The 21,020-nt window shown below is 70.1% G+C and carries 16 protein-coding genes; 5 read left to right on the top strand and 11 right to left on the bottom strand.

Going from position 1 to position 21,020, the window contains the following annotated elements; all coding sequences use genetic code 11:
* Positions 1 to 255: 255 nt before the first annotated feature.
* The 3 genes from AB0O44_RS12375 to AB0O44_RS12385 all read right to left on the bottom strand — a co-directional run bounded on the left by AB0O44_RS12375 (position 256) and on the right by AB0O44_RS12385 (position 6,544).
* A complete protein-coding gene (locus AB0O44_RS12375) occupies positions 256 to 3,066 on the bottom strand; it encodes an aconitate hydratase (protein ID WP_364137730.1) in 2,811 nt (936 codons plus the stop codon).
* A 125-nt stretch (positions 3,067 to 3,191) separates the two neighbouring features.
* Positions 3,192 to 4,571 carry a TRAM domain-containing protein gene (locus AB0O44_RS12380; protein WP_364137732.1) on the bottom strand — a complete coding sequence of 460 codons (1,380 nt, stop codon included), beginning with the start codon at positions 4,569 to 4,571 and terminating at the stop codon, positions 3,192 to 3,194.
* On the bottom strand, positions 4,568 to 6,544 hold the full coding sequence (locus AB0O44_RS12385) for an APC family permease (RefSeq protein ID WP_364137734.1): 1,977 nt from the start codon (positions 6,542 to 6,544) through the stop codon (positions 4,568 to 4,570). The genes AB0O44_RS12380 and AB0O44_RS12385 overlap by 4 nt, the downstream gene beginning before the upstream one ends.
* Positions 6,545 to 6,661: 117 nt before the next feature.
* On the opposite strand from AB0O44_RS12385, the gene AB0O44_RS12390 reads away from it, so the two are divergent.
* Positions 6,662 to 7,333: a TrkA family potassium uptake protein gene (locus AB0O44_RS12390; RefSeq protein WP_364137736.1), complete on the top strand. Its 672-nt coding sequence runs from the start codon at positions 6,662 to 6,664 to the stop codon at positions 7,331 to 7,333.
* Positions 7,334 to 8,113 (top strand): TrkA family potassium uptake protein, encoded by a 780-nt coding sequence (locus tag AB0O44_RS12395; protein ID WP_364137738.1) that lies wholly within the window; start codon positions 7,334 to 7,336, stop codon positions 8,111 to 8,113.
* 99 nt (positions 8,114 to 8,212) lie between these two features.
* Here the strand turns inward: AB0O44_RS12395 and AB0O44_RS12400 are convergent, their stop codons facing one another.
* The 4 genes from AB0O44_RS12400 to dut form a co-directional block, all read right to left on the bottom strand.
* On the bottom strand, positions 8,213 to 8,992 hold the full coding sequence (locus AB0O44_RS12400; protein WP_364137740.1) for a DUF3159 domain-containing protein: 780 nt from the start codon (positions 8,990 to 8,992) through the stop codon (positions 8,213 to 8,215).
* A 2-nt stretch (positions 8,993 to 8,994) separates the two neighbouring features.
* A complete protein-coding gene (locus tag AB0O44_RS12405) occupies positions 8,995 to 9,384 on the bottom strand; it encodes a hypothetical protein (RefSeq protein ID WP_290258114.1) in 390 nt (129 codons plus the stop codon).
* Complete coding sequence (locus AB0O44_RS12410; RefSeq protein WP_364137742.1) at positions 9,377 to 10,081, bottom strand: DUF3710 domain-containing protein; 705 nt, start codon at positions 10,079 to 10,081, stop codon at positions 9,377 to 9,379. Before AB0O44_RS12410 ends, AB0O44_RS12405 begins: the two co-directional genes overlap by 8 nt.
* Positions 10,082 to 10,173: 92 nt before the next feature.
* Complete coding sequence (dut, locus tag AB0O44_RS12415) at positions 10,174 to 10,668, bottom strand: dUTP diphosphatase (RefSeq protein ID WP_364137744.1); 495 nt, start codon at positions 10,666 to 10,668, stop codon at positions 10,174 to 10,176.
* A 142-nt stretch (positions 10,669 to 10,810) separates the two neighbouring features.
* On the opposite strand from dut, the gene AB0O44_RS12420 reads away from it, so the two are divergent.
* Complete coding sequence (locus AB0O44_RS12420; protein WP_364137746.1) at positions 10,811 to 11,296, top strand: DUF3093 domain-containing protein; 486 nt, start codon at positions 10,811 to 10,813, stop codon at positions 11,294 to 11,296.
* A 69-nt stretch (positions 11,297 to 11,365) separates the two neighbouring features.
* Here the strand turns inward: AB0O44_RS12420 and AB0O44_RS12425 are convergent, their stop codons facing one another.
* Positions 11,366 to 11,665 carry a DUF4193 domain-containing protein gene (locus AB0O44_RS12425; protein WP_364137748.1) on the bottom strand — a complete coding sequence of 100 codons (300 nt, stop codon included), beginning with the start codon at positions 11,663 to 11,665 and terminating at the stop codon, positions 11,366 to 11,368.
* 345 nt (positions 11,666 to 12,010) lie between these two features.
* On the opposite strand from AB0O44_RS12425, the gene sepH reads away from it, so the two are divergent.
* Positions 12,011 to 13,561 carry a septation protein SepH gene (sepH, locus tag AB0O44_RS12430; protein ID WP_364137750.1) on the top strand — a complete coding sequence of 517 codons (1,551 nt, stop codon included), beginning with the start codon at positions 12,011 to 12,013 and terminating at the stop codon, positions 13,559 to 13,561.
* Positions 13,562 to 13,600: 39 nt separating this feature from the next.
* On the opposite strand, the gene AB0O44_RS12435 is transcribed toward sepH, so the two are convergent.
* The 3 genes from AB0O44_RS12435 to AB0O44_RS12445 all read right to left on the bottom strand — a co-directional run bounded on the left by AB0O44_RS12435 (position 13,601) and on the right by AB0O44_RS12445 (position 18,360).
* A complete protein-coding gene (locus AB0O44_RS12435) occupies positions 13,601 to 14,845 on the bottom strand; it encodes a nucleotide pyrophosphatase/phosphodiesterase family protein (protein WP_364137752.1) in 1,245 nt (414 codons plus the stop codon).
* 1 nt (position 14,846) lies between these two features.
* Positions 14,847 to 15,590, bottom strand: a complete 744-nt coding sequence (locus AB0O44_RS12440; RefSeq protein WP_290258122.1) for a DUF5998 family protein — start codon at positions 15,588 to 15,590, stop codon at positions 14,847 to 14,849.
* Positions 15,591 to 15,669: 79 nt separating this feature from the next.
* Positions 15,670 to 18,360 carry a GNAT family N-acetyltransferase gene (locus AB0O44_RS12445; protein WP_364137754.1) on the bottom strand — a complete coding sequence of 897 codons (2,691 nt, stop codon included), beginning with the start codon at positions 18,358 to 18,360 and terminating at the stop codon, positions 15,670 to 15,672.
* A 67-nt stretch (positions 18,361 to 18,427) separates the two neighbouring features.
* On the opposite strand from AB0O44_RS12445, the gene AB0O44_RS12450 reads away from it, so the two are divergent.
* Positions 18,428 to 20,959: a DNA topoisomerase IV subunit A gene (locus tag AB0O44_RS12450; protein WP_364137756.1), complete on the top strand. Its 2,532-nt coding sequence runs from the start codon at positions 18,428 to 18,430 to the stop codon at positions 20,957 to 20,959.
* Positions 20,960 to 21,020 lie beyond the last annotated feature (61 nt).

Below are 21,020 nucleotides of genomic sequence, written 5' to 3' on the forward strand. Positions count from 1 at the left end.
CCTTGCGGGTAGTAGACATGCCTTACAACTCTAACGCCTCGGCGTGTCCGCCGGTTTCGCACCCCGGGCCGCCAGCCGCGCGTACCGCTCCCCGCCGGGCCAGGGAACGCCGAAGCCCCGGCCCGTCTGTGACGGTCCGGGGCTTCGGGTGGCCTCGCCGGGAAGGCTCGGCCGGTGGTGCTAGCTGGCCGAAACGATCTCGGCGATCCCGTGGTAAACCCGGCGGAAAAGCGTTGCCGGGTTTACCACGGGGCCCTACGCCGAGATCTGGCGCAGCACGTACTGCAGGATGCCGCCGTTGCGGTAGTAGTCGGCTTCACCCGGGGTATCGATGCGCAGGACCGCATCGAAGCTCGTGGTGGTGTCGTCTTCTGCCGTGGCGGTGACCTTGAGGGTCTTCGGCGTGGTGCCCTCGTTGAGGGCGGTGACGCCCTCGACGGAGAAGGACTCGGTGCCGGTCAGGCCCAGGCTGGCGGCGTTCTGGCCGGCCGGGTACTGCAGCGGCAGGACGCCCATGCCGATCAGGTTGGAGCGGTGGATGCGCTCGTAGCTTTCGGCGATGACGGCCTTGACGCCCAGCAGCGCGGTGCCCTTGGCGGCCCAGTCACGGGACGAACCGGAGCCGTACTCCTTGCCGGCCAGGACCACCAGCGGGGTGCCCGCGGCCTGGTAGTTCTGGGCGGCGTCGTACACGGCGGCCTGCGGGCCGTCTGCCTGCGTGAAGTCGCGGGTGAAGCCACCCTCGACGCCGTCGAGCAGCTGGTTCTTGATCCGGATGTTGGCGAAGGTGCCGCGGATCATGACCTCGTGGTTGCCACGGCGCGAACCGTAGGAGTTGAAGTCCTTGCGCTCCACGCCGTGCTCCAGCAGGTACTTACCGGCCGGGGTGTCCGACTTGAAGGAACCGGCCGGGGAGATGTGGTCGGTGGTCACCGAGTCGCCGAGCTTGAGCAGCACGCGGGCTCCGCTGATGTCCTGAACCGGCTCCGGCTGGGCCTTCATGCCCTCGAAGTACGGGGGCTTCCGGACGTAGGTGGAGTCCTGGTCCCAGGCGAAGGTGTCGCCGGCGGGGGTGTCGAGGGCCTTCCAGCGCTCGTCGCCTTCGAAGACACCCTCGTAACCGCGGGCGAACATGCCCTTGTCGATCGAGGAGTCGATGGTCTCCTGGACCTCGGACGGGTTCGGCCAGATGTCCTTGAGGAAGACGTCGTTGCCGGCTTCGTCCTGGCCCAGCGGGTCGCTCTCGAAGTCGAAGTCCATGGTGCCGGCCAGGGCGTAGGCGATGACCAGCGGCGGGGAGGCCAGGTAGTTCATCTTCACGTCCGGGTTGATCCGGCCTTCGAAGTTGCGGTTACCGGAGAGCACGGCGGTGACCGAGAGGTCGTTGGCCTGAATGGCCTCGGAGATCTCGGCGTCCAGCGGGCCGGAGTTGCCGATGCAGGTCGCGCAGCCGTAGCCGACGATGTAGAAGCCGAGCTTCTCCAGGTACGGGGTGAGGCCCGACTTGTTGTAGTAGTCGGTGACGACCTTTGAGCCCGGGGCGACGGAGGTCTTGACCCACGGCTTGGCGGTAAGGCCCTTTTCGACGGCGTTGCGGGCCAGCAGTGCGGCGGCCAGCATCACGGACGGGTTGGACGTGTTGGTGCAGGAGGTGATCGAGGCGATCGACACCGCGCCGTGGTCCAGTTCGAACTCGCGGCCGTCGGCGGTCTTGACCGCCACGGTCTTGGACGGGCGGCCGTTGGCCTTCGGTCCGTGCGAGTGCGGGGCCTCCTCGGTGAGGTGGCTGGCGTTGGCGGTGAACGACGGCGCGTCGGAGGCCGGGAAGCTCTCATCGATCGCTTCGTCCAGGCTGCCGTCGGCCAGGTCGACCTTGACGTAGTTGCGCAGATCCTCGCGGAACTGGGCCTTGGACTCGGAGAGGATGATGCGGTCCTGAGGGCGCTTCGGGCCGGAGATCGACGGGACAACCGTCGACAGGTCCAGCTCGAGGTACTCGGAGAACTTGATCTCGCGGGACGGGTCGTGCCAGAGGCCCTGTTCCTTGGCGTAGGCCTCGACCAGGGCGACGTTCTCGTCCGAGCGGCCGGTGAGGCGCAGGTAGTCAAGGGTGACGTCGTCGATCGGGAACATCGCGGCGGTGGAACCGAACTCGGGGCTCATGTTGCCGATCGTGGCGCGGTTGGCCAGCGGCACGGCCGCGACACCCTCGCCGTAGAACTCGACGAACTTGCCGACCACGCCGTGCTGGCGCAGCATCTCGGTGATGGTGAGCACCACGTCGGTGGCGGTGGCGCCGGCCGGGATGGAGCCGGTCAGCTTGAAGCCGACGACGCGCGGGATCAGCATGGAGACGGGCTGGCCGAGCATGGCCGCCTCGGCCTCGATGCCGCCGACGCCCCAGCCGAGCACGCCCAGGCCGTTGACCATGGTGGTGTGGGAGTCGGTGCCGACGCAGGTGTCCGGGTAGGCGCGCAGGGTTCCGTCAACCTCGCGGGTCATGACGGTGCGGGCCAGGTATTCGATGTTGACCTGGTGCACGATGCCGGTTCCCGGCGGGACGACCTTGAAGTCGTCGAACGCGGTCTGGCCCCACCGGAGGAACTGGTACCGCTCGCCGTTGCGCTGGTACTCGATCTCCATGTTGCGCTCCAGTGCGCCGGAGTTGCCGAAGGCGTCGATCTGCACGGAGTGGTCGATGACCAGTTCGGCCGGTGCCAGCGGGTTCACCCGGGTGGGGTCGCCGCCGAGGTCCTTGACGGCCTCGCGCATGGTGGCGAGGTCGACAACGCAGGGCACGCCGGTGAAGTCCTGCATGATCACGCGCGCCGGCGTGAACTGGATTTCAGTGTCGGGCTCGGCGTTGGGATCCCAGCCGGCCAGGGCGCGGACGTGGTCGGCCGTGATGTTGGCGCCGTCCTCGGTCCTCAACAGGTTCTCAAGCAACACCTTGAGGCTGAACGGAAGGCTGTCTGCGCCTTCGACGGAGTTCAACCGGAAAATCTCGTATTCGGTACCGGCTACATTAAGTTTGCCTTTTGCACCGAAGCTGTCCACAATGCTCATCGCAGGACTCCTCTCGCAACTGTTTCATCTTTGTCGCGCCGCAGACCCCTAAGCTAGTTAGGCAAGCCTAACCAAGCGCTTCGTGGGGTGCTGAGCCCGCGCGACGTCGGACTACTCCGCCCATCCTAGTGGCCCGGGCCCCCGGGAGTCAGCAACGCCACCGTCTCCAGGTGGTGCGTATGCGGGTAGAGGTCGAACCCGCGCAGGGACTTCAGTGCCCAGCCCCGCTGCTGGAAGTAGCCGACGTCGCGGGCGAACGACGCCGGGTCGCAGGAGACGTAGGCGATGGCGCGCGGCGCGGAGTCCACGAGCTGGCTGACCACGGCCTTGCCGGCGCCGGCCCGGGGCGGGTCCAGGATCAGTGCGTCGAAGCTGCGCGGCTTCTGCCGCAGCACCCGTTCGACCTTGCCCTGGACAATTTCCACCTGCGGGGCGTGGTGCAGGTTCTTGCGGGCGTCCCGGCTGGTGCCGGGCGAGCCTTCCACGGACAGCACGGAGCCGGTGACCCCGACGGCGTCGGCCAGCGCGGCGGTGAAGAGCCCGGCGCCGGCGTACAGGTCGGCCACCGCCGAGCCGGGGGCGAGGTAGCCGCCGTCGTGCAGGGCCTCCTTGACCGCGCCCACCAGGGTCTCCGGGGCGTGGCGGTGGATCTGCCAGAAACCGTCGCCGGTGACGCGGAAGTCATGGCCGGCGGCGGTTTCCTGCACCCAGGTACGGCCGCGCAGCTGGGTGACCTCACCGGTGGCGGGGTCCAGCCGGGCGACGGAGACCCTCTCCGGCAGGCGGGCCGCGATGGCGGCGACCCGCTGCGGGCGGGTGCCGGGGGCGGGAACCAGCAGCACCAGCGGCCGGGAGCCATTGGCCGGGGCCGCGACCTCGATCCGTTCGATGCCCTGCAGGTCCTGGTCCCAGAGGCGCAGGTCATTGATGCCGTCCACGGCCAGCGGCATCTCGCGGACCGCCAGGACGGCATCGGAGCGGTAGGCATGCATGCCCAGCTGGCCGGACGGGGTCATCGCGAAGCCGGTGCGGGTGCGCCAGCCGAGGCCCGGCGCCGCCGAGGACCCGTCCTCCCCCACCGCCTCGACGTGGCCGGCGCCCGGGAGGCCGGCCAGGGCGTGGGCGTCGATGCCCGCGAGGCGGTGCAGCTGCTCGGCCAGGACCTCGGCCTTCATCCGGCGCTGCCGGGCCAGGGAGATGTGGCCCAGTTCGGCGCCACCCACCGGCGGGTGGCCGTGGGCCCAGGCGCGGCGCGCGTCGGCGGCGTGCCAGAAGTGTTCCACCCGGTCCTCGGAGGCCTCGAGCACCTCGATGACGTCGCCGCGCCAGAACTTGGCACCCTCGGCGTCGTCGGTGAGCCTGATGCGGACCTTCTCCCCCGGGATGCCGTGCCGGACGAAGATGACCCGGCCCTCGTGCCGGGCCACGGCGTGGCCGCCGTGGGCCACCCGGCCGACGTCGACGACCAGTTCGGTGGCGGCGGGGGTCCGGGGGTCGGTGCTCATTGAATATCCTGCAGTCTCTTGGCTTCTTCGGACGATTTCAGCTGCCACGGCACGCTGGCGACCATCACTCCGGGTTCGAAGTGCAGCCGGGTCTTGATCCGCAGGGCGGTCTGGTTGTGCACCAGCTGCTCCCACCACTTGCCCACCACGTACTCGGGGATGTACACCACGATCAGGTCCCGGGGTGAGTCCCGGCGCATGTTCTTGATGTATTCCATGATGGGCGTGACCGTTTCCCGGAACGGGCTGGCCAGGACCGTGATGGGCACCGGGATGTCCAGCTTTTCCCAGTCCGCGAGGGTCTGCTCGGTCTCCTCGGGGCTGATGTCCACGGTGATGGCGTCCAGCCGGGACGGCCGGGACGCGCGGGCGTAGGCCAGGGCGCGGAGCACGGGCTTGCGGACGTGGGAGACCAGCAGCACGGCGTGGACACGGGTGGGCAGGGCGCGCGGCGAGGAGTCCTCGTCCACGGCGAGTTCCTTGGCGACGTTGTCGTAGTGCGCCCGGATGCTCCACATGATCAGGAACAGGATGAACATGGCCAGCAGGGCGATCCAGGCGCCCTGCTCGAACTTGGTGATCAGCACGATCACCAGCACCAGGCCGGTCATGCCGAAGCCGATGGTGTTGATGGTGCGGGACTTGAGCATCCGCAGCTTTGCGGCCGGGTCCTTGGCGAGCTTCAGCTCCCGGCCCCAGTGCCGGATCATGCCGAGCTGGCTGAGGGTGAAGGAGATGAAGACGCCCACGATGTAGAGCTGGATCAGCTTGGTGACGTCGGCGTTGAAGGAGATGATCAGCACCAGCGCGCCGGCGGCGAGGGCCAGCACGCCGTTGCTGAAGGCCAGCCGGTCGCCGCGGGTGCGCAGCTGGCGGGGCAGGTAGCCGTCCTGGGCCAGGATGGAGCCGAGCACCGGGAAGCCGTTGAACGCCGTGTTGGAGGCGAAGACGAGGATGACGCCGGTGGCGGCCACCACGATGTAGAACGGGATGGAGCCGGCGCCGAAGACCGTCTGCGCGATCTGGCTGATGGCCGGGTTCTGGATGTAGCCCTCGTCCACGGGCTGGCCGTTGAGCAGGAACTCCTTGGCAGGGTCCTGCACGATGTGCACCTTGGTGGCGTTGGCCAGGTAGATGATGCCGGCCAGCATGGACGCTGCGATGACACCGAGGAGCAGCAGCGTGGTGGCGGCGTTCTTGCTCTTGGGCTTCTTGAAGTTGGGCACGCCGTTGCTGATCGCCTCGACGCCGGTGAGGGCGGCGGCGCCGGAGGAGAAGGCCCGCAGCAGCAGGAACGCGCCGGTCAGGCCCACCAGGCCCTCGTCGAAGCCGGCCGCCGGGACGATCTCGAACTCGGCCGACGGCGCCTGGCCCAGCTGGCCGGTGACGGCCTGGAAGACGCCGACGGCGGTCATGCCGAGGATGGAGGCCATGAAGATGTAAGTGGGGACGGCGAAGACGCTGCCGGCCTCTCGGATGCCGCGCAGGTTCACCAGGGCAAGGATCACGACGCCGATGGTGGCGATCGCGGCCTGCTGGCCGTGCAGCGAGGGCACGGCCGTGGTCAGGTACGCCGCGGCCGAGGACATGGACACCGCCACGGTCAGGACGTAGTCCACCAGCAGGGCCGAGGCGACGGTCAGGCCGGCGTATTTGCCGAGGTTCTCGTTGGCGATCTCGTAGTCGCCGCCGCCGGAGGGGTAGGCGTGGACGTTCTGCCGGTAGGAGGCGACCACCGTCAGCAGCACCACCATCACCGCCAGACCCACCCACGGCGAGAACGCCACCGCGCTGACGCCGGCCAGGGCCAGGGTCAGCAGGATTTCGTCCGGGGCGTACGCCACCGAGGACAGCGCGTCCGAGGCGAAGATCGGAAGCGCGATCCGCTTCGGCAGCAGGGTGTGGGCCAGACGGTCGTTGCGGAAGGGACGCCCCACCAGCACCCGCTTCACGGCATTGAAAATTGTCAGCACCAGACAAAGTTAGTCTGATTCGCACCCGATGTCATGGCGGCCGGGGCGCGGCTGCCGGGCCCCGGTGGCCGGTAGAGTTTACGCAGCAACGTGAGACAGACGCTTTAGGAGGCACATGTGGCGCACTTCGTGATCATGGGTTGCGGCCGGGTGGGTGCCACCCTGGCGCACACCCTTGAGGACGCCGGCCACTCGGTCGCCATCATCGACCAGGACGACCGCGCCTTCCGGAGGCTCCGCACCGGCTTCACCGGCCGCAAGGTCACCGGCGTCGGCTTTGACCGCGAAACGCTCAAGCGCGCCGGCGTCGAGGAGGCCTACGCCTTCGCCGCCGTCTCCAGCGGTGACAACTCCAACATCCTGGCCACCCGCGTCGCCCGGGAGACCTTCCACGTCCCGCACGTGGTGGCCCGCATCTACGACCCGGGCCGGGCCGAGATCTACCAGCGCCTGGGCATCCCCACGGTCGCGGCCGTGCGCTGGAGCGCGGACCAGGTGCTGCGCCGGATCCTGCCCGAGCAGCACCTCGCCGGTGACTTCCGCGACCCCTCCGGCCGGCTGGTGCTGGCCGAGGTGGACCTCGACGCCGGCTGGGTCGGCCACCCGCTGACCGCCATCGAGAAGGCCGCGGACATCCGCATCGCTTACCTCACCCGATTCGGCGAGGGGATGCTCCCGGCGCCCGGCATGTCGTTGCAGGACGGCGACACCGTCCACGCCATGCTCAGCGTGGACCGCACCTCCGAGGTGGCCCACATCCTCGCCAAATCCCCCGCCAAGGAGTCCTAAGTGAAGGTCGTCATCGTCGGTGCCGGCAGCGTCGGTTCCTCGATTGCCCGCGAATTGCTCTCGCACAAGCACGAAATCCTGCTGATCGACCTGAAGCCGGAGGTGATCGGCCGCAGCGGCCTGCGCGGCGCGCATTGGCTGGTGGGCGACGCCTGCGAGCTGAGCACGCTCAAGGACGCCCGGCTGGAGGATGCCGACGTTGTCGTCTCCGCCACCGGCGACGACAAGGTCAATCTGGTGGTCTCGCTGCTGGCCAAGACCGAATTCGGCGTGGGCCGCACGGTGGGCCGGGTGAACAACCCGAAGAACGACTGGATGTTCGACGATTCCTGGGGCGTCGACGTCGCGGTCAACACCCCGCAGCTCATGACGGCGCTGGTGGAGGAGGCCGTGGAGATCGGCGACCTGGTCCGCTTGCTGACGCTGCAGACGGGTGTCTCGTCGCTGGTGGAATTCACCGTGCCGCACGATTCGCACGTGATCGGCCTAACGGTGGGCGCCATCGAATGGCCCGAGGACGCGACCCTCGTGGCGATCCTCCGCGACCAGGCCCCCATCACCCCCAGCCGGGACGACGTGATCGACGGTGGCGACGAGCTGTTCTTCGTCACCACCATCGCCGCCGAGGACGAGCTGCGGGCCCTGCTCTCGGCCCCGGAAACCGGCGACGGCGACTCGGACACTGCGGCGGATACCGCCGGGTCCGGCGATGACTACGACGGCCGCTCCGGCCAGCCCTCGCACAGCCACGCCATCGAGGACGACGGCTTCGACGGCTAAGGCCCCGACCGCCCGACGGCCCGCGTGCCGCCGCCGGGCCGACCCACCTGACTGACAGCTGAGGCCGTTATGAGCGTTCATAACGGCCTCAGCTGCGAGCTAGATGGGTTCGACGGGATGCTCGGCGTCGGCTGCCGGCGCGGCGGGCCGGGTCAGGAGCCAGGCCACCCAGAGGCCCAGGATGTACAGCGGGGCGCCCATCAGCAGCCGGGTGGTGGCGAGGGCGGCGAGGCCCTGCTCCCCCATGTAGTACAGCGGCACCTGGACCAGCAGGCGCAGGGCCAGGACCGTGATGATCACCCAGGTCCCGATCCGGTAAGCCTTCACGCGGGCCGGGTCCTTGCGCCAGTGCAGTCCCTCGTTGCGGATGAAGCCGAACAGCAGCCCGGCGATCGGCCAGCGGACGGCGATCGAGATGCTCATCGCTACGATGTAGCCCAGGTTGGTGAAGAAGCCCAGGACGTAGAAGTCCTCGGCCTTGCCGGTGGTGTTGGCAAGCCAGGCGGAGAGGCCGACGCCGGCGATGCCGGCCAGCGCCTGGGTCAGCGGCTTGCGCTGGACCAGCCGGGCGACGGTGAAAGCGGCGGCGACGGCGAGGGCGCCCACCAGCGCCGGGGTCAGCTCACGGGACACCGTGAAGGCGATCAGGAAGACCAGGCCGGGCAGGATGCTCTCGGCCAGGCCCTGGACGCCGCCGGCGCTTTTCAGCACGTCGATGTTGCCGTTGCTGGTGCGGTGCAGGCCCGCCTTCGCGGCGTAGTCCTCCGCGAGCTGGGCCACGGTCGGTTGGGTGCCCGCGGGCTGCGCCTCGCCGGGCCGGGTGGAGCCGGACTGGGATTCGCGGGGGCGGGGGTCCTGGAACGGGGAGCTCTCGGGCATGGTCAGTGTTCCTCCAGGCGGGACAGGATTTCGTAGCGCGGGTTGAACATGGTGGGCAGGCCGTCGCGGACGGTGACCATCCCCTCCAGCTTCAGCTCCAGTCCGGCGTGGACACCCGGGATGCGGCGGCGCCCCAGCCACACCACGCGGAGGCGGTCCGCGGCCACCTGACGGCGGCGGCGGGCGGTGGGCGGTGCGGCGTCCGCCGGGACTCGGCGGGGCCTCGCCGCGGGGGCGTCGTGGTCCGTGATGATCGCGGTGAATGCCGCGACCTCGCCCGCGGGGGCGTAGGTGACGGATTCGATGAAGCCGCGGCAGAGGACGCGGCCGCGCTCGGGCAGGCCGCGGACCGGGACGGCGTCGGAGGACAGGCCTCCGGGGGCGTCACCCAATCTGGGTGGTCTCCGGTCCGCGTTCGGGCTGGTCCAGGGTGGGGCGTCCGGCCGTGCCGGGGACCGTGGCGCTGGTGTCCTTTGGCAGGCGCAGCTGCAGCAGGTCGCGCGGCGGCATCGGGTTGTCTCCGCGCACCACCACGATCCTGCGGAAGAGGTCCTCCAGGTCACGGGAGGCTTCCCGGTCCAGGGCCGCTTCGCCGCCGAGCACACCGCGCAGGAACCAGCGGGGGCCGTCGACGCCGATGAAGCGGGCCACCCGGTAGCCCTCGCTGCCGTCGCCGGCGGGGAGCTTCGCGACGAGTTCGATGCCGAAGTGGCCCTCGATCTCCTCCACCTGGCCGCCCTGGCTTCCCACGGACTGGCCGATCTGCTCGCGGATCTCGTCCCACAGTCCTTCGGACCGGGGAGCCGCGAAAGCCTGCAGCTGCAGGCTGGAGCCCTCGAGGTCCATGGTCACGGCGACGACGCGCTGGGTGGCCTCCTCGACCTCGAGCCGCAACTGCAGGTTCTCCCGCGGTGCGATCAGCAGGGCGCCGAGGTCCACGTAGCCGTCCTGGTTCTCAATCTCCGAGACGTCGTACGGGCCGGACCCGCGGACGGCCGTGTCCGCGGCCTCGTCGGCGCCGGTCTCCGGGGCCTCGACGGCCTCGCTCGGCTGTTCCTGCTTGGCTTTCCTGCCACGCCCAAAAACCATGGGGTTGTCTCCTTCGTTGTGTTCCGGCGCTGCTCGTCCGGGGCGGCCCGGGTGTGCCGGCCTGACGGACCGGGCGGTGTAGCTGGGGCCGGTCAGGCCTGCGTCGCGCCGAACCCGCCGGTGGAACCGAAACCGCCGGTGCCGCGGACCGAATCGCTGAGCTCCTGGACCGGAACGAACTCCGCGTGCTCCACACGCTGGATGACCATTTGGGCAATTCTATCGCCGCGCCGGAGCTCGATGGACTCGGAGCGGTCCGTGTTCAACAGGGTTACCGCAATTTCCCCGCGGTAGCCGGCGTCGACGGTGCCGGGGGCGTTCACCACGGTCAGTCCGTGCTTGGTGGCGAGGCCCGAGCGCGGGTGAATCAGCGCAACGTAGCCGACAGGAAGGGCGATGGCGACGCCGGTGTGCACCAGTTTCCGCTCGCCGGGTTCCAGGATGACGTCCTCGCGGGCGCGCAGGTCCGCGCCTGCGTCGCCGGGGTGCGCGTACGACGGCGGTTCCAGCCCGTCGTCGAGCATCTTCAACTGGACCGCCAGGGTGGGACCAGGGACGGCGTGCGCGGGGGTTGTTTCTTCAGTCACAGTCCCCCACTGTAACGCCCGCGGAAAGGTTCGGCCTACCGCGGCGCCGGGCGGGAGGATGCCTTCGGTGCCCGGGCATCGGGGCCCTCCCGTGACGTCCCGCCAAGGTGAAATAGCCCGGGAAAAGTGGAAAGCTGGCCTCATGCCCGAATCCAGCGCCGCTGTGCCTGCCTCCAACCAGACCCCCGACGAATCCACCGTCCTGTTCAGCGAAAAGCTGTGGCCGAGCTTCTGGATCTGGCTGGTGGCGGCAGGACTGTCGGCGGCCGGCATCCTGGTGTTCGCCCCGATCAGCATGACCGCGGGCATCACCGCGGCGGTGGTGCTCTTCGTGATCCTGGCCGTGCTGCTGATTGTCTCCACCCCGTCGCTCCAGGTCACCGCGGGGACCCTGCGAGTGGGCCGGGCGACGATCGAGCGCCGCTTCGTCGGTGCCGTGGAGGCCTTCGAGGGCGGGGAGGCGACGGCGGAACGCGGCCCCCGGCTCAACGGGCTGGCCTTCATGTGCATCCGCGGCTGGATCGATCCGGTGGTGCGGATCGAGATCACCGACCCGATGGACCGGACGCCGTACTGGCTGGCCTCGACCCGCCGTCCCGCCGAGTTCGTCGCCGCGCTCAAGCGCTAAGCCCCTGAACCGCTGAACCGCTGACGTCTTAACCGCTAATCCGCCGCCGGGGCGCTTCGAGGGCCCGCCTCAGCCCTCGCACTCCACGCAGTACTTCAGGCCGTCCTTTTCCCGGGCGATCTGGGAGCGGTGCCGGACCAGGAAACAGGACGCGCAGGTGAATTCGTCCGCCTGGGCGGGCATCACCCGGACCAGCAACTCCTCGCCGGAGAGGTCCGCGCCGGGGAGCTCGTATCCCTCGGCAAGATCGGTCTCGTCCTCGTCCACCACCGCGGAGGGCTTGTCGGTCCGCCGGGTCTTCAGTTCCTCGATCGAGTCCTCGTTGAGGTCCTCTTCGCTCTTCCGCGGCGCGTCGTAGTCTGTCGCCATTACTTTTCGCTCACACTCCGCACTTGTTGGGGTTGTCGCCGTCGCCGTCCGCCGGGGTCTTTCTCTTCCCCGCCCGGTCCGGGTCCGGTTCACCGGCGTCAACGCCGGACGGGTGTTTTTTGTGCCCGGCGTCGGGTCATTCTTGCCTACGCGGGTTCAGCACGCCAGAGTCTGGCGGACGCCGTCGGGACGTGATGGCCCGGGCGTTCACCCAATGCCCGCCAGAGACGCCCTCGAAGGTCGGAAAATGCCGGAAATTCGCGGCGCGCCCTCCCTCTTCACCGCTTTTAGTGCCCGGCAGTGGCAGAGTTTCGAGTGTTAGCAATGCCAGGGTGGAGGATTTGTATGCAGGATCTACGGCTTGTAGGCGTCCACGACGATGGAGAGCATCTCCTGTTCAGTGGCGCCGGCGGCGAGATGTTCCAGCTGCCGATCGATGAAACGCTTCGGGCTGCCGTGAACCGGCCCTCGAAGACTGCCCCGGGCCCGGCGCCGGAGCCCATTGCCATGTCCCCACGGGACATCCAGGCCCGAATCCGGAGCGGCGCGACTGCCGCGGAGGTCGCCGAGCTTTCGGGCCTGCCGCTGGCCAAGGTTGAACGCTACGAAGGCCCAGTGCTGGCCGAGCGCGAATACGTCGCCCAGCAGGCGCGCCGGATCGAGGTTGCGTCCCCCACGGCGGGCCACGAGGGTTACCGCTCACATTTCGGCGACCAGCCCGCCACCCTGGAGGAAATGGTCAGCCACCGGCTGCGCGCCTACGGCGTCGCTCCGGAGACCGTGGAGTGGGATTCCTGGCGGCGCTCCGACGGCCTGTGGAACGTGGTGGCGGCGTTTTCGCTGCCGGCCGGCGGCCACACCGCCATCGGCGAGGAGCCACCCGCCACGTGGACGTTCAGCCCGGCGCTGAAGTCCCTGCAGAACGCCAACCGCTGGGCGCAGCAGCTCAGCGAACTCGAGCCGATGGACGGGCCCGTCCCGTCCCGCCGGCTCTCGGCCGTTTCCGACCGGCCCTTCGACTTCGAGACCGACGCCGAGGCCGCCGCGCGCACGGCGACGGCCCAGCTCAGCATCGTCCCCGCCGACAGGTCACTGCCCGGGGATACCCGACAGGACCGGGATAACGACGGGCTGCTGGACATGCTACGCTCCCGCCGCGGGCACCGGATCGGGGTGGACGAGGATGCTGATGACGCGCTGGCGCTCATGCTGAGCCAGGGCGTCCCGGCGGCCCACCCCCGGCCCTCCGAGGTTCCCGCCCCTGGCGATGCCTCCGACAGTGAAAGCGACACCGACGCCGGGTCCGACGCCGGTACCTCCGATGACGCCGACCTTCACAACCCCAACGGCACGGGCACCACCGGCGCGGCCGAAGCTGGCGATGCCGACACGACCGCGGAGCCGGAGAAGCCTTCCACTCCGGCGGCAGCCAAGGCCGAACCGCATTCCATCCCCGGGCCGGACGCCTTCACCCGCCGCCGCGATGCCCGGCCCTCGATGCTCTCCCGGCTGACGCTGGCGCCGCGGCACGACGCCGCAGACGCCGGCGACGCGTTGCGGCTGCACGACGGGGTCAGCACCGAAACCCGGGAAATCACGATCGCGGCCTCCCAGCTGCGCCCGGTGCGCGGCACCGGCCAGGGGCCGACGTCGAGCCCTGGACTGGACGAACTGCTGGGCGGCGGAACCTCGCGGCGCGCGGCACGGCCGGAGTCCCCCGAGCAGCCCCGGACCCCGGACGGCATCTTCCCCGCCGGCAACCGGAACCCGGAACTGTCGCGGTCTGAGGCGCGGGCCGAGCGTGCCGCTGAGACGCCCGAACGCCAGCCTGCCAAACCCAAGCGCTCCAGCGTCCCCAGCTGGGACGACATCGTTTTCGGCACCCGCAGCGAGTAGCCTCCGAGCGATCGAATTGTCGCCGGCCCCGATGGACTGTTAGCGGCGGGCCTTGCTGCCGGTCTTGCCGGCGGCGCTGAAGCACAGCAGCGGGACTTCCCGCTCGGCCTTGGTCAGTGAGCCGTGCTGGCCCACCACCTCGAGCGCCCGTGCGGGCACCCGCCGGGTGTCGTAGAGCGCCAGGGTGTCGCGGGCGGCAATCATCACGTCCCCGATCCGGGGGCCAACGGCGTCGCGCACGTCCCCAAACAGCCCCGCCGCGATGGCCTCCTCGCGGGTGAAGGCCCAGATCCGTTCGCCGAACCGCGCCCGCCAGGCCGCCAGCAGCCGGCCGCGGCCGGCCTCCCCCGCGTCCTCTTCCAGGTAGAGGTGGACCATCCGGGGTTCGCCTGCGGTGTGCCGGACCCCCTCGATCAGGGCGGGTTCGGCGGAGTAGTCCAGGCGCCGGGACTCCGGCACGTCCACCATGCCGTGGTCGCCCGTGACCAGCACGGTGGTTCCCGGCGGGAGTGTCGAGTTCAGCCGGCTGACGGTCGCGTCGAGCTCCTCCAGCTGGTGTTCCCACTGGGCCGACGCGGCACCGTAGCGGTGGCCGGCCTTGTCCAGCTCGTGCACGTAGAAGTACATCAGCGCGCTCTCCGCCCCGGCCATCGCCTCGGCCGCGGCGGCGGTGCGGGCGTGCGCGGTGGTGCCGGCGATGAACCGCCCTCCGCGCAGGGCCGCCTGGGTCATGGCGGAGTCGCTGAAGCGGGGCAGGGCGACGGTGCTGACGTCGGCGTGCCCCGAGGCGCGTTCGAAGACGGTGGGCAGCGGCTGCCAGCGTCGCGGATCGACGCCGTCGTCCCAGTTGCTGAGCATGTTGACCACGCGGTCCTGGTCCGGGTCCACGACGTCGTAGCCCACCATGCCGTGCTGGCCGGCGGAGCGGCCGGTGCCGAAGCTGGCCAGCGACGCCGCAGTGGTGGACGGGAAGGCGGCATCGACGCCGGCGGGGACCTCACCCTGCCCGGACTGGAGCACCGAGCGGAGGAACGGCGTGTGGGCGGCGCGCTGCTTCAGCAGCTGCCGGCCCAGGCCGTCGGCCAGGACCACGCACACCCGCCGCGCCGGGGGCAACGACAGCCGGTTCTCGAAGCCGGGCACGCCGATGCTGGCCGCCGCACTGCTGAAGACCTCGGCGATGGACTTCCTGCCGTAGGCCGGCGGCGAGGGCAGGGCCGGGCCATCGGTCACGCCGGGGCCGCCCGGCCCCGGCACGGAACCGGCGGTGCTGTCGGCGCCCATCTCAGCGCTGATGGCCGCGGCTCAGGCGGTTGGCGAAGACGCCGGCGCGGGAGCGCGGCGGCAGGGTGGAGACGCCGTGGCCGGCCGGGGCGCCGGATCCGGTGTTTACGGCGCGCAGGGCGCGGGCGAAGAGCTTGGCGTCCTGGACCGCCTGGAGGCCGTCCGCCTCGGCGCTGATCCGCAGGACGATGTCCTCCTGGGCGATCGTGCCGCTGTAGCCGTGGTCCGCCTCGCACTGGGGGTCCCCGCAGCTGGCCGGGCCCATGTCCAGCCGCTGGCCGCCGGACCAGGCGATGGAGAGCGTGAGTTCGCGGACCGGGTCCGAGGGCTTGTAGTCCTGCGGCTGGGCGTAAATGTAGCTGAGCACCACGGAGCGGATCTGGGCCACCGGGACGGACTCGGTGGAGACCTGGGCGACCATCTGCTCGCCGGCCTCGTCCAGCTGCTGGTCGTCCACGTGGGTGATCACCAGCATGTCCTCGGTGAGCACCAGCACCGTGATGTGGCGGCGGACCTCGGCCCGGTCGAAGTGGGTTTCGAGGTGCACCAGGTGGGAGACGCAGTCCCGGCCGTCGAGGGCGTCGGCCACCACGTCGGCGACCAGCCGCGGGTAGAAGCCGGCCTGCTCCAGCGCATCCGTGAGGCTCTGTCCCTGCGCGCTGTGGTCGTGCAGGCCGGCGTGCGGCGCACCGTGGCGGGCGGAGAGGGAAGCCTGTGGCTGGGATGCTGGGGGCTGGGAGGTCATGGGTTCCATTTTCACAGATCGGCTAGTCACTTGCTAACCGCGGCGCCCCGATGTGGACAAGACCGCAGGCACCTGAGCCTCAGGCCCGCATGGCGCGCCGGGCCGTGTCGGTGCGCTGGGCTGCGTTGGCGATCCGCACGTCGGCGGCGAGGATCACCGCCCCCTCGGTGCCGGCGAGGACCGGGTTGAACTCCACGAGGGCGATCTCCGGGTGGTTGTCCTTGAGCCGGGTCAGCCGCGCGGCGAGGTCCTCCAGCGCGGCGACGTCGACGGCGGGCAGCCCCTGGTAGCCGAAGAGTTTCCGCGAGGCCCGGGGCGAGCGGATGAAGTCGTGCACGTCCGAGCCGGAGAGCGGCGGAACGCGGTGCGCCCAATCATCCAGCAGGTTCACGGCGTCCCCGGCGAGGCCGAAGGAGACCACCGGTCCCAGCAGCGGGTCCTCGATGGCCCGGAAGGTGCACGCCTGGCCCACCGGCGCCATGGTCTGAACCTCCAGGGAGGGCGAGCCGTAGCGCTGCAGGGACCGTCGCATCTGGGCGATGTTGGCCCGCAGCGAGTCGGCGTCCTGTATATCCAGCCGCACCCCGCCCAGGTCCAGGCGGTGCCGGAGCGCCGGGTCGGTGGTCTTGATCGCCACCGGCCAGCCGAGCCTCTCCGCCGCGGCGACGGCGTCGTCGTCGGTCTCGAAACCCGCCGAGGGAAGCACGTGGATGCCGTAGTGGCCCAGCAGCCGGTCCGCGGCGGCCGGGTCCAGCCGGACCAGCTGCTCGCCGCCGACGGGGCGCAACAGTTCTTCGAGGTCGTGGTGCGCGGCGTCGGGGTCGCAGCCCTCGGGTTCGACGAAGAGGCCCTGGTCCCAGACCTTCCACTGGGCGTAGCGGACGACGGCGGCCAGGGCGGCGACGGCGGCGCCCGGGTTCGAGTAGCAGGGCACGGGCGGGGCCTCGCCGGCGTCGCCGACCATGCCCTCGACGTAGATGGACGGGTCCAGGATGCCGGTGAACGCGGCCACCACGGGTTTCCCGGCGGCGGCCGAGCATTCGGCCAGCACGGCGCCGATCTTCTCCACGGTCAGGCCCCGGGCGGGCAGCAGCGCGACAACGACGGCGTGCACGTTCTCCAGCGTCAGGGTCTCCTGCAGGCTGCGGCGCAGGGCGGGGAGGGCGCGGGACATGCCGGTGTCCAGGTCGACGTCGGCGACGATCCGCTCGACGCCGAGCCCGGCGGCCTCGGCACTGTCCGAGACCACCTTGCCGAGAGCCCGGGAGTTACTGAAGACGGCCACGCCGGGACCCTGGGGCAGCGGCTGGCTGGAGACGATCTGCGCGACGTCCATGAGTTCCTCGATGGTCCCCACCCGGATCACGCCGGCCTGGCGCATCATGGCATCGAGCGCCTCCGGGGGCGCCTGCGTAATCCGGACGGAGTGGCCCGGCGGCAGGTTCAGGCCCATCGCGTCGGACTTGGCGACGATCACGGGTTTGGTGCGGGCCAGCCGGCGGGCCAGGCGGGAGAACTTACGCGGGTTGCCGATCGATTCGAGGTAGAGACCGACGGCGGTGGTGTCCGCGTCGTCCTCCCAGTACTGCATCAGGTCGTTGCCGGAGACGTCGGCGCGGTTGCCGGCGGAGAGGAAGGTGGAGATCCCCACCCGGCGGCGGCTGGACGCGGCGTAGAGCGAGACGCCGATCGCCGCGGACTGGCTGAACAGTCCCAGGCCGCCGCGGCGGGCCAGCGAGGGGGCCATCGAGGCGTTGAGGGAGACGGCGGGGTTGGTGTTGACGATCCCGAGCGACGCCGGGCCGATCACCCGCATGCCGTTGGCCCGGGCCTGGCGGACCAGTTCCCGCTGCCGCGCCAGGCCGCGTTCGCCGTCGTCGGCGTAGCCGGCGGTGGCCACCACGATGCCCTTGACCCCGGCCTCGCCGCACTCCTGCACCACCTTGGGGACCTCGTCGTAGGGCACGGCGATGATAGCGAGCTTCACCGGGCCCGGCACCTCGGAGAGCCGGGCGAAGGAGAGCATGCCGGCCAGTTCCAGCGCCTCGGGGTTGATCGCATAGACCGGACCGGTGAAGCCGCCCTCGATGATGTGTTCAAGCAGCTGGTAGCCCACGGTCCCCCAGCGGCGGCTGGCGCCGATCACGGCGACCGAGTCGGGGGCCAGCAGCTCCTGGATGCTGCGGGCCTCGGCGCGGTGCTCGCGGGATTCCATCACGGCGCGGGACTTGTCCGTGGGGTCGATGTTGAATTCGAGGCTGACGACGCCGTCGTCGAAGTGCCGCTTGACGTCGTAGCCGGCGTCGGAGAAGACCATCAGCATCTTGCGGTTCTCCGGCAGCACCTCGGCACTGAACTTGCGGATGCCGTTTTCCCGGGCGGCGGCGGCGAGGTGTTCGAGCAGGATGGAGCCGATGCCGCGGCCCTGGTGGGCGTCGGCGATGTTGAAGGCCACCTCCGCCTCGGCCGGGTCATCGAGCCGGTCGTAGCGGCCGATGCCGATGATGTCGCCGCCGATGGTGATCACCAGCGCCACCCGGTCCTTGTAATCGACCTCGGTGAAGCGCTTGAGTTCCTTGCTGGAGAGCTTGGACTTGAACGCGAAGAAGCGCATGTAGATGGACTTCTGCGACTGGCCGACGTGGAAGGCCTGCACGGCGTCGGAGTCGGCGGCGTGGATGGGCCGCAGGTGGGCAGTGCCGCCGTCGCGCAGCACGACATCGGCTTCCCAATGTTCCGGATATACGCCGTCCACGGGCTGATCCACCATAGGCTTAGCCTAGCCATAAACTTACGCAGCACCCGTTGAGCACCACGCAGAAGGACCCACCAGCCCCATGGCACGCCGCCAAACCACGCCCCCGGCAGGGGAAGCCCAGGATTATCACGAGAACATCGTCGACATCGATGTCACCTCCGAGATGGAAGGGTCCTTCCTGGAGTACGCCTACTCGGTGATCTACTCCCGGGCGCTCCCGGACGCCCGCGACGGCCTGAAGCCGGTGCAGCGGCGCATCCTCTACATGATGAGCGAGATGGGCCTGCGACCGGACCGCGGCCACGTCAAGAGCGCCCGCGTGGTGGGCGAGGTGATGGGCAAGCTGCACCCGCACGGCGACACCGCCATCTACGACGCGATGGTCCGCATGGCGCAGGATTTCTCCCTGCGGCTGCCCCTGATCGACGGGCACGGCAACTTCGGCTCTCTCGACGACGGTCCGGCCGCGCCCCGTTACACGGAGGCCCGGCTCGCGGCGGCGGCGCTGACCCTGACAGACCACCTGGACGAGGATGTCGTCGACTTCGTCCCGAACTACGACAACCAGCTCACCCAGCCGGACGTGCTGCCCGCGGCGTTCCCGAACCTGCTGGTCAACGGCGCCACCGGCATCGCCGTCGGCATGGCCACCAACATGGCCCCGCACAACCTCGGCGAGGTCATCGCGGCGGCACGGCACCTGATCGCGCACCCGGACGCCACGCTGGAGGACGTGATGAAGTTCGTCCCCGGCCCGGACCTGCCCACGGGCGGCCGGATCGTGGGCCTGGACGGCATCCGGGACGCCTACGCCACCGGCCGCGGCTCATTCAAGACCCGGGCGAAGGTCGACGTCGAGCAGCTCTCGGCCCGCCGCACCGGCCTGGTGGTCACCGAACTGCCGTATATGGTGGGCCCGGAAAAGGTGATCGAGAAGATTAAGGACGCCGTCAACGGCAAGAAGCTGTCGGGCATCAGCGACATCGTGGACCTCACCGACCGCAAGCACGGGCTGCGCCTGGTGATCGAGCTGAAGAACGGCTTCAACCCCAACGCCGTGCTGCAGCAGCTGTACCGCTACACGCCGATGGAGGACTCCTTCGGCATCAACAACGTCACCCTGGTGGACGGCCAGCCGCAGACCCTGGGCCTGCTTGAACTGCTCAGCGTCTACGTCACCCACCGCATCACCGTGGTCCGGCGGCGCACCGCGTTCCGGCTGGCGAAGAAGCAGGACCGGCTGCACCTGGTGGAGGGCCTGCTGATCGCGATCGTCGACATCGACGAGGTCATCCAGATCATCCGCTCCTCGGACGAGGCGGCCGCGGCCCGGACCCGGCTGATGTCCATCTACGACCTCTCCGAGATCCAGGCCAACTACATCCTGGAGCTGCGGCTGCGGCAGCTGACCAAGTACTCCCGGATCGAACTGGAGAAGGAACAGGACGAGCTGCGGCGCGAGATCGCCGAACTGCAGGCCATCCTGGACTCCCCGGAACTGCTGCGCGGCCTCGTCTCCGACGAGCTCGCGGAAATCGCGGAGAAGTACGGGACGCCGCGCCGGACGGTGCTGCTCGAATCCGAGGCCGTCTCCCCCACCCTGGCCGCCGCGGCCGCCGCCCCGGTCAAGGGCAAGGCCGCGCCGCTGGCCCTGGAGATCGCGGACGACCCGTGCTGGGCCATCCTCACAGCCTCCGGCCAGATCGCCCGGACCGCCAACCAGGACAGCCTGGCGGAGGCCGGACCGCGGGCCAAGCACGACGTCTTCCGCTCCGTGGTGAAGACCTCGGCCCGCGGTGAGATCGCCGCCATCACCTCGCAGGGCCGGATGCTGCGGCTGCAGGTGGTGGACATGCCCGTGCTGCCGCCCACCAACGGCACCCCGAACATGGCCGGCGGCGTCCCCGCCAAGGACTTCATCACCCTGCTCAAGGGTGAGACGCTGGTGGCCTTCGCGCCGCTGGACCGGGTCCTGGCCATCGGCACCGCACAGGGCGTGGTCAAGCGCGTCCAGCCGGACTACCCCCTGAACCGCGAGGACTGGGAGGTCATCGCGCTCAAGGACAAGGACACCGTGGTGGGCGTTGAGGCGGCCGACGGCGACGACGTCGACCTGGTCTTCATCACCCGACAGGCCCAGTTGCTCCGCTTCGGCGCCTCCTCGGTCCGTCCGCAGGGCCGGACCGCCGGCGGCATGGCCGGGATTAAGCTGGCCGCCGGGGACCGGGTGCTGCACTTCGGCACCGCCCGCGCCGATGACGAGGCCGCCGTCGTGGTCACCATCGCCGGAACCGAGGGGGCCCTGCCGGGCACCGCCCCGGGCGCCGCGAAGGTGACAGCACTCTCCGAATACCCTTCCAAGGGCCGCGGCACCGGCGGAGTCCGGGCGCACCGGTTCCTCAAGGGCGAGGACACGCTCCTGCTGGCCTGGGCCGGGCACGGTCCGGCCAAAGCGTCGTCCCTGGCCGGCGTGGCGCGCTCCCTGCCGGTGGAGCACGGCCGCCGTGACGGCTCCGGCATTCCGCTGTCCCAGGCCGTCGACGCCATCGGGCCGAGCATGGCCGGGGCCGAGGCTCCCGCCGGCGCCGCCCCGGCGCCCGCGGAGGGCTGACCCGCCCGGTCGCGGGAGCGGCTCTGAGCCACCTGGGGGACGGGCCGAGTCCCCTAGACTG

Origin of the sequence: Arthrobacter sp. NPDC080082, from assembly GCF_040686595.1 — a bacterium.
Lineage (GTDB): Bacteria > Actinomycetota > Actinomycetes > Actinomycetales > Micrococcaceae > Arthrobacter.

Bases quoted from the DNA above. Each gene is read 5' to 3' on its own strand.
- AB0O44_RS12425 (WP_364137748.1), bottom strand. From the start codon at position 11,665: ATGGCGACAGACTACGACGCGCCGCGGAAGAGCGAAGAGGACCTCAAC.
- AB0O44_RS12410 (WP_364137742.1), bottom strand. From the start codon at position 10,081: ATGGTTTTTGGGCGTGGCAGGAAAGCCAAGCAGGAACAGCCGAGCGAG.
- AB0O44_RS12380 (WP_364137732.1), bottom strand. From the start codon at position 4,571: ATGAGCACCGACCCCCGGACCCCCGCCGCCACCGAACTGGTCGTCGAC.
- AB0O44_RS12450 (WP_364137756.1), top strand. From the start codon at position 18,428: ATGGCACGCCGCCAAACCACGCCCCCGGCAGGGGAAGCCCAGGATTAT.
- AB0O44_RS12435 (WP_364137752.1), bottom strand. From the start codon at position 14,845: ATGGGCGCCGACAGCACCGCCGGTTCCGTGCCGGGGCCGGGCGGCCCC.
- AB0O44_RS12420 (WP_364137746.1), top strand. From the start codon at position 10,811: ATGCCCGAATCCAGCGCCGCTGTGCCTGCCTCCAACCAGACCCCCGAC.
- AB0O44_RS12400 (WP_364137740.1), bottom strand. From the start codon at position 8,992: ATGCCCGAGAGCTCCCCGTTCCAGGACCCCCGCCCCCGCGAATCCCAG.
- AB0O44_RS12375 (WP_364137730.1), bottom strand. From the start codon at position 3,066: ATGAGCATTGTGGACAGCTTCGGTGCAAAAGGCAAACTTAATGTAGCC.
- AB0O44_RS12440 (WP_290258122.1), bottom strand. From the start codon at position 15,590: ATGACCTCCCAGCCCCCAGCATCCCAGCCACAGGCTTCCCTCTCCGCC.
- sepH (WP_364137750.1), top strand. From the start codon at position 12,011: ATGCAGGATCTACGGCTTGTAGGCGTCCACGACGATGGAGAGCATCTC.
- AB0O44_RS12445 (WP_364137754.1), bottom strand. From the start codon at position 18,360: ATGGTGGATCAGCCCGTGGACGGCGTATATCCGGAACATTGGGAAGCC.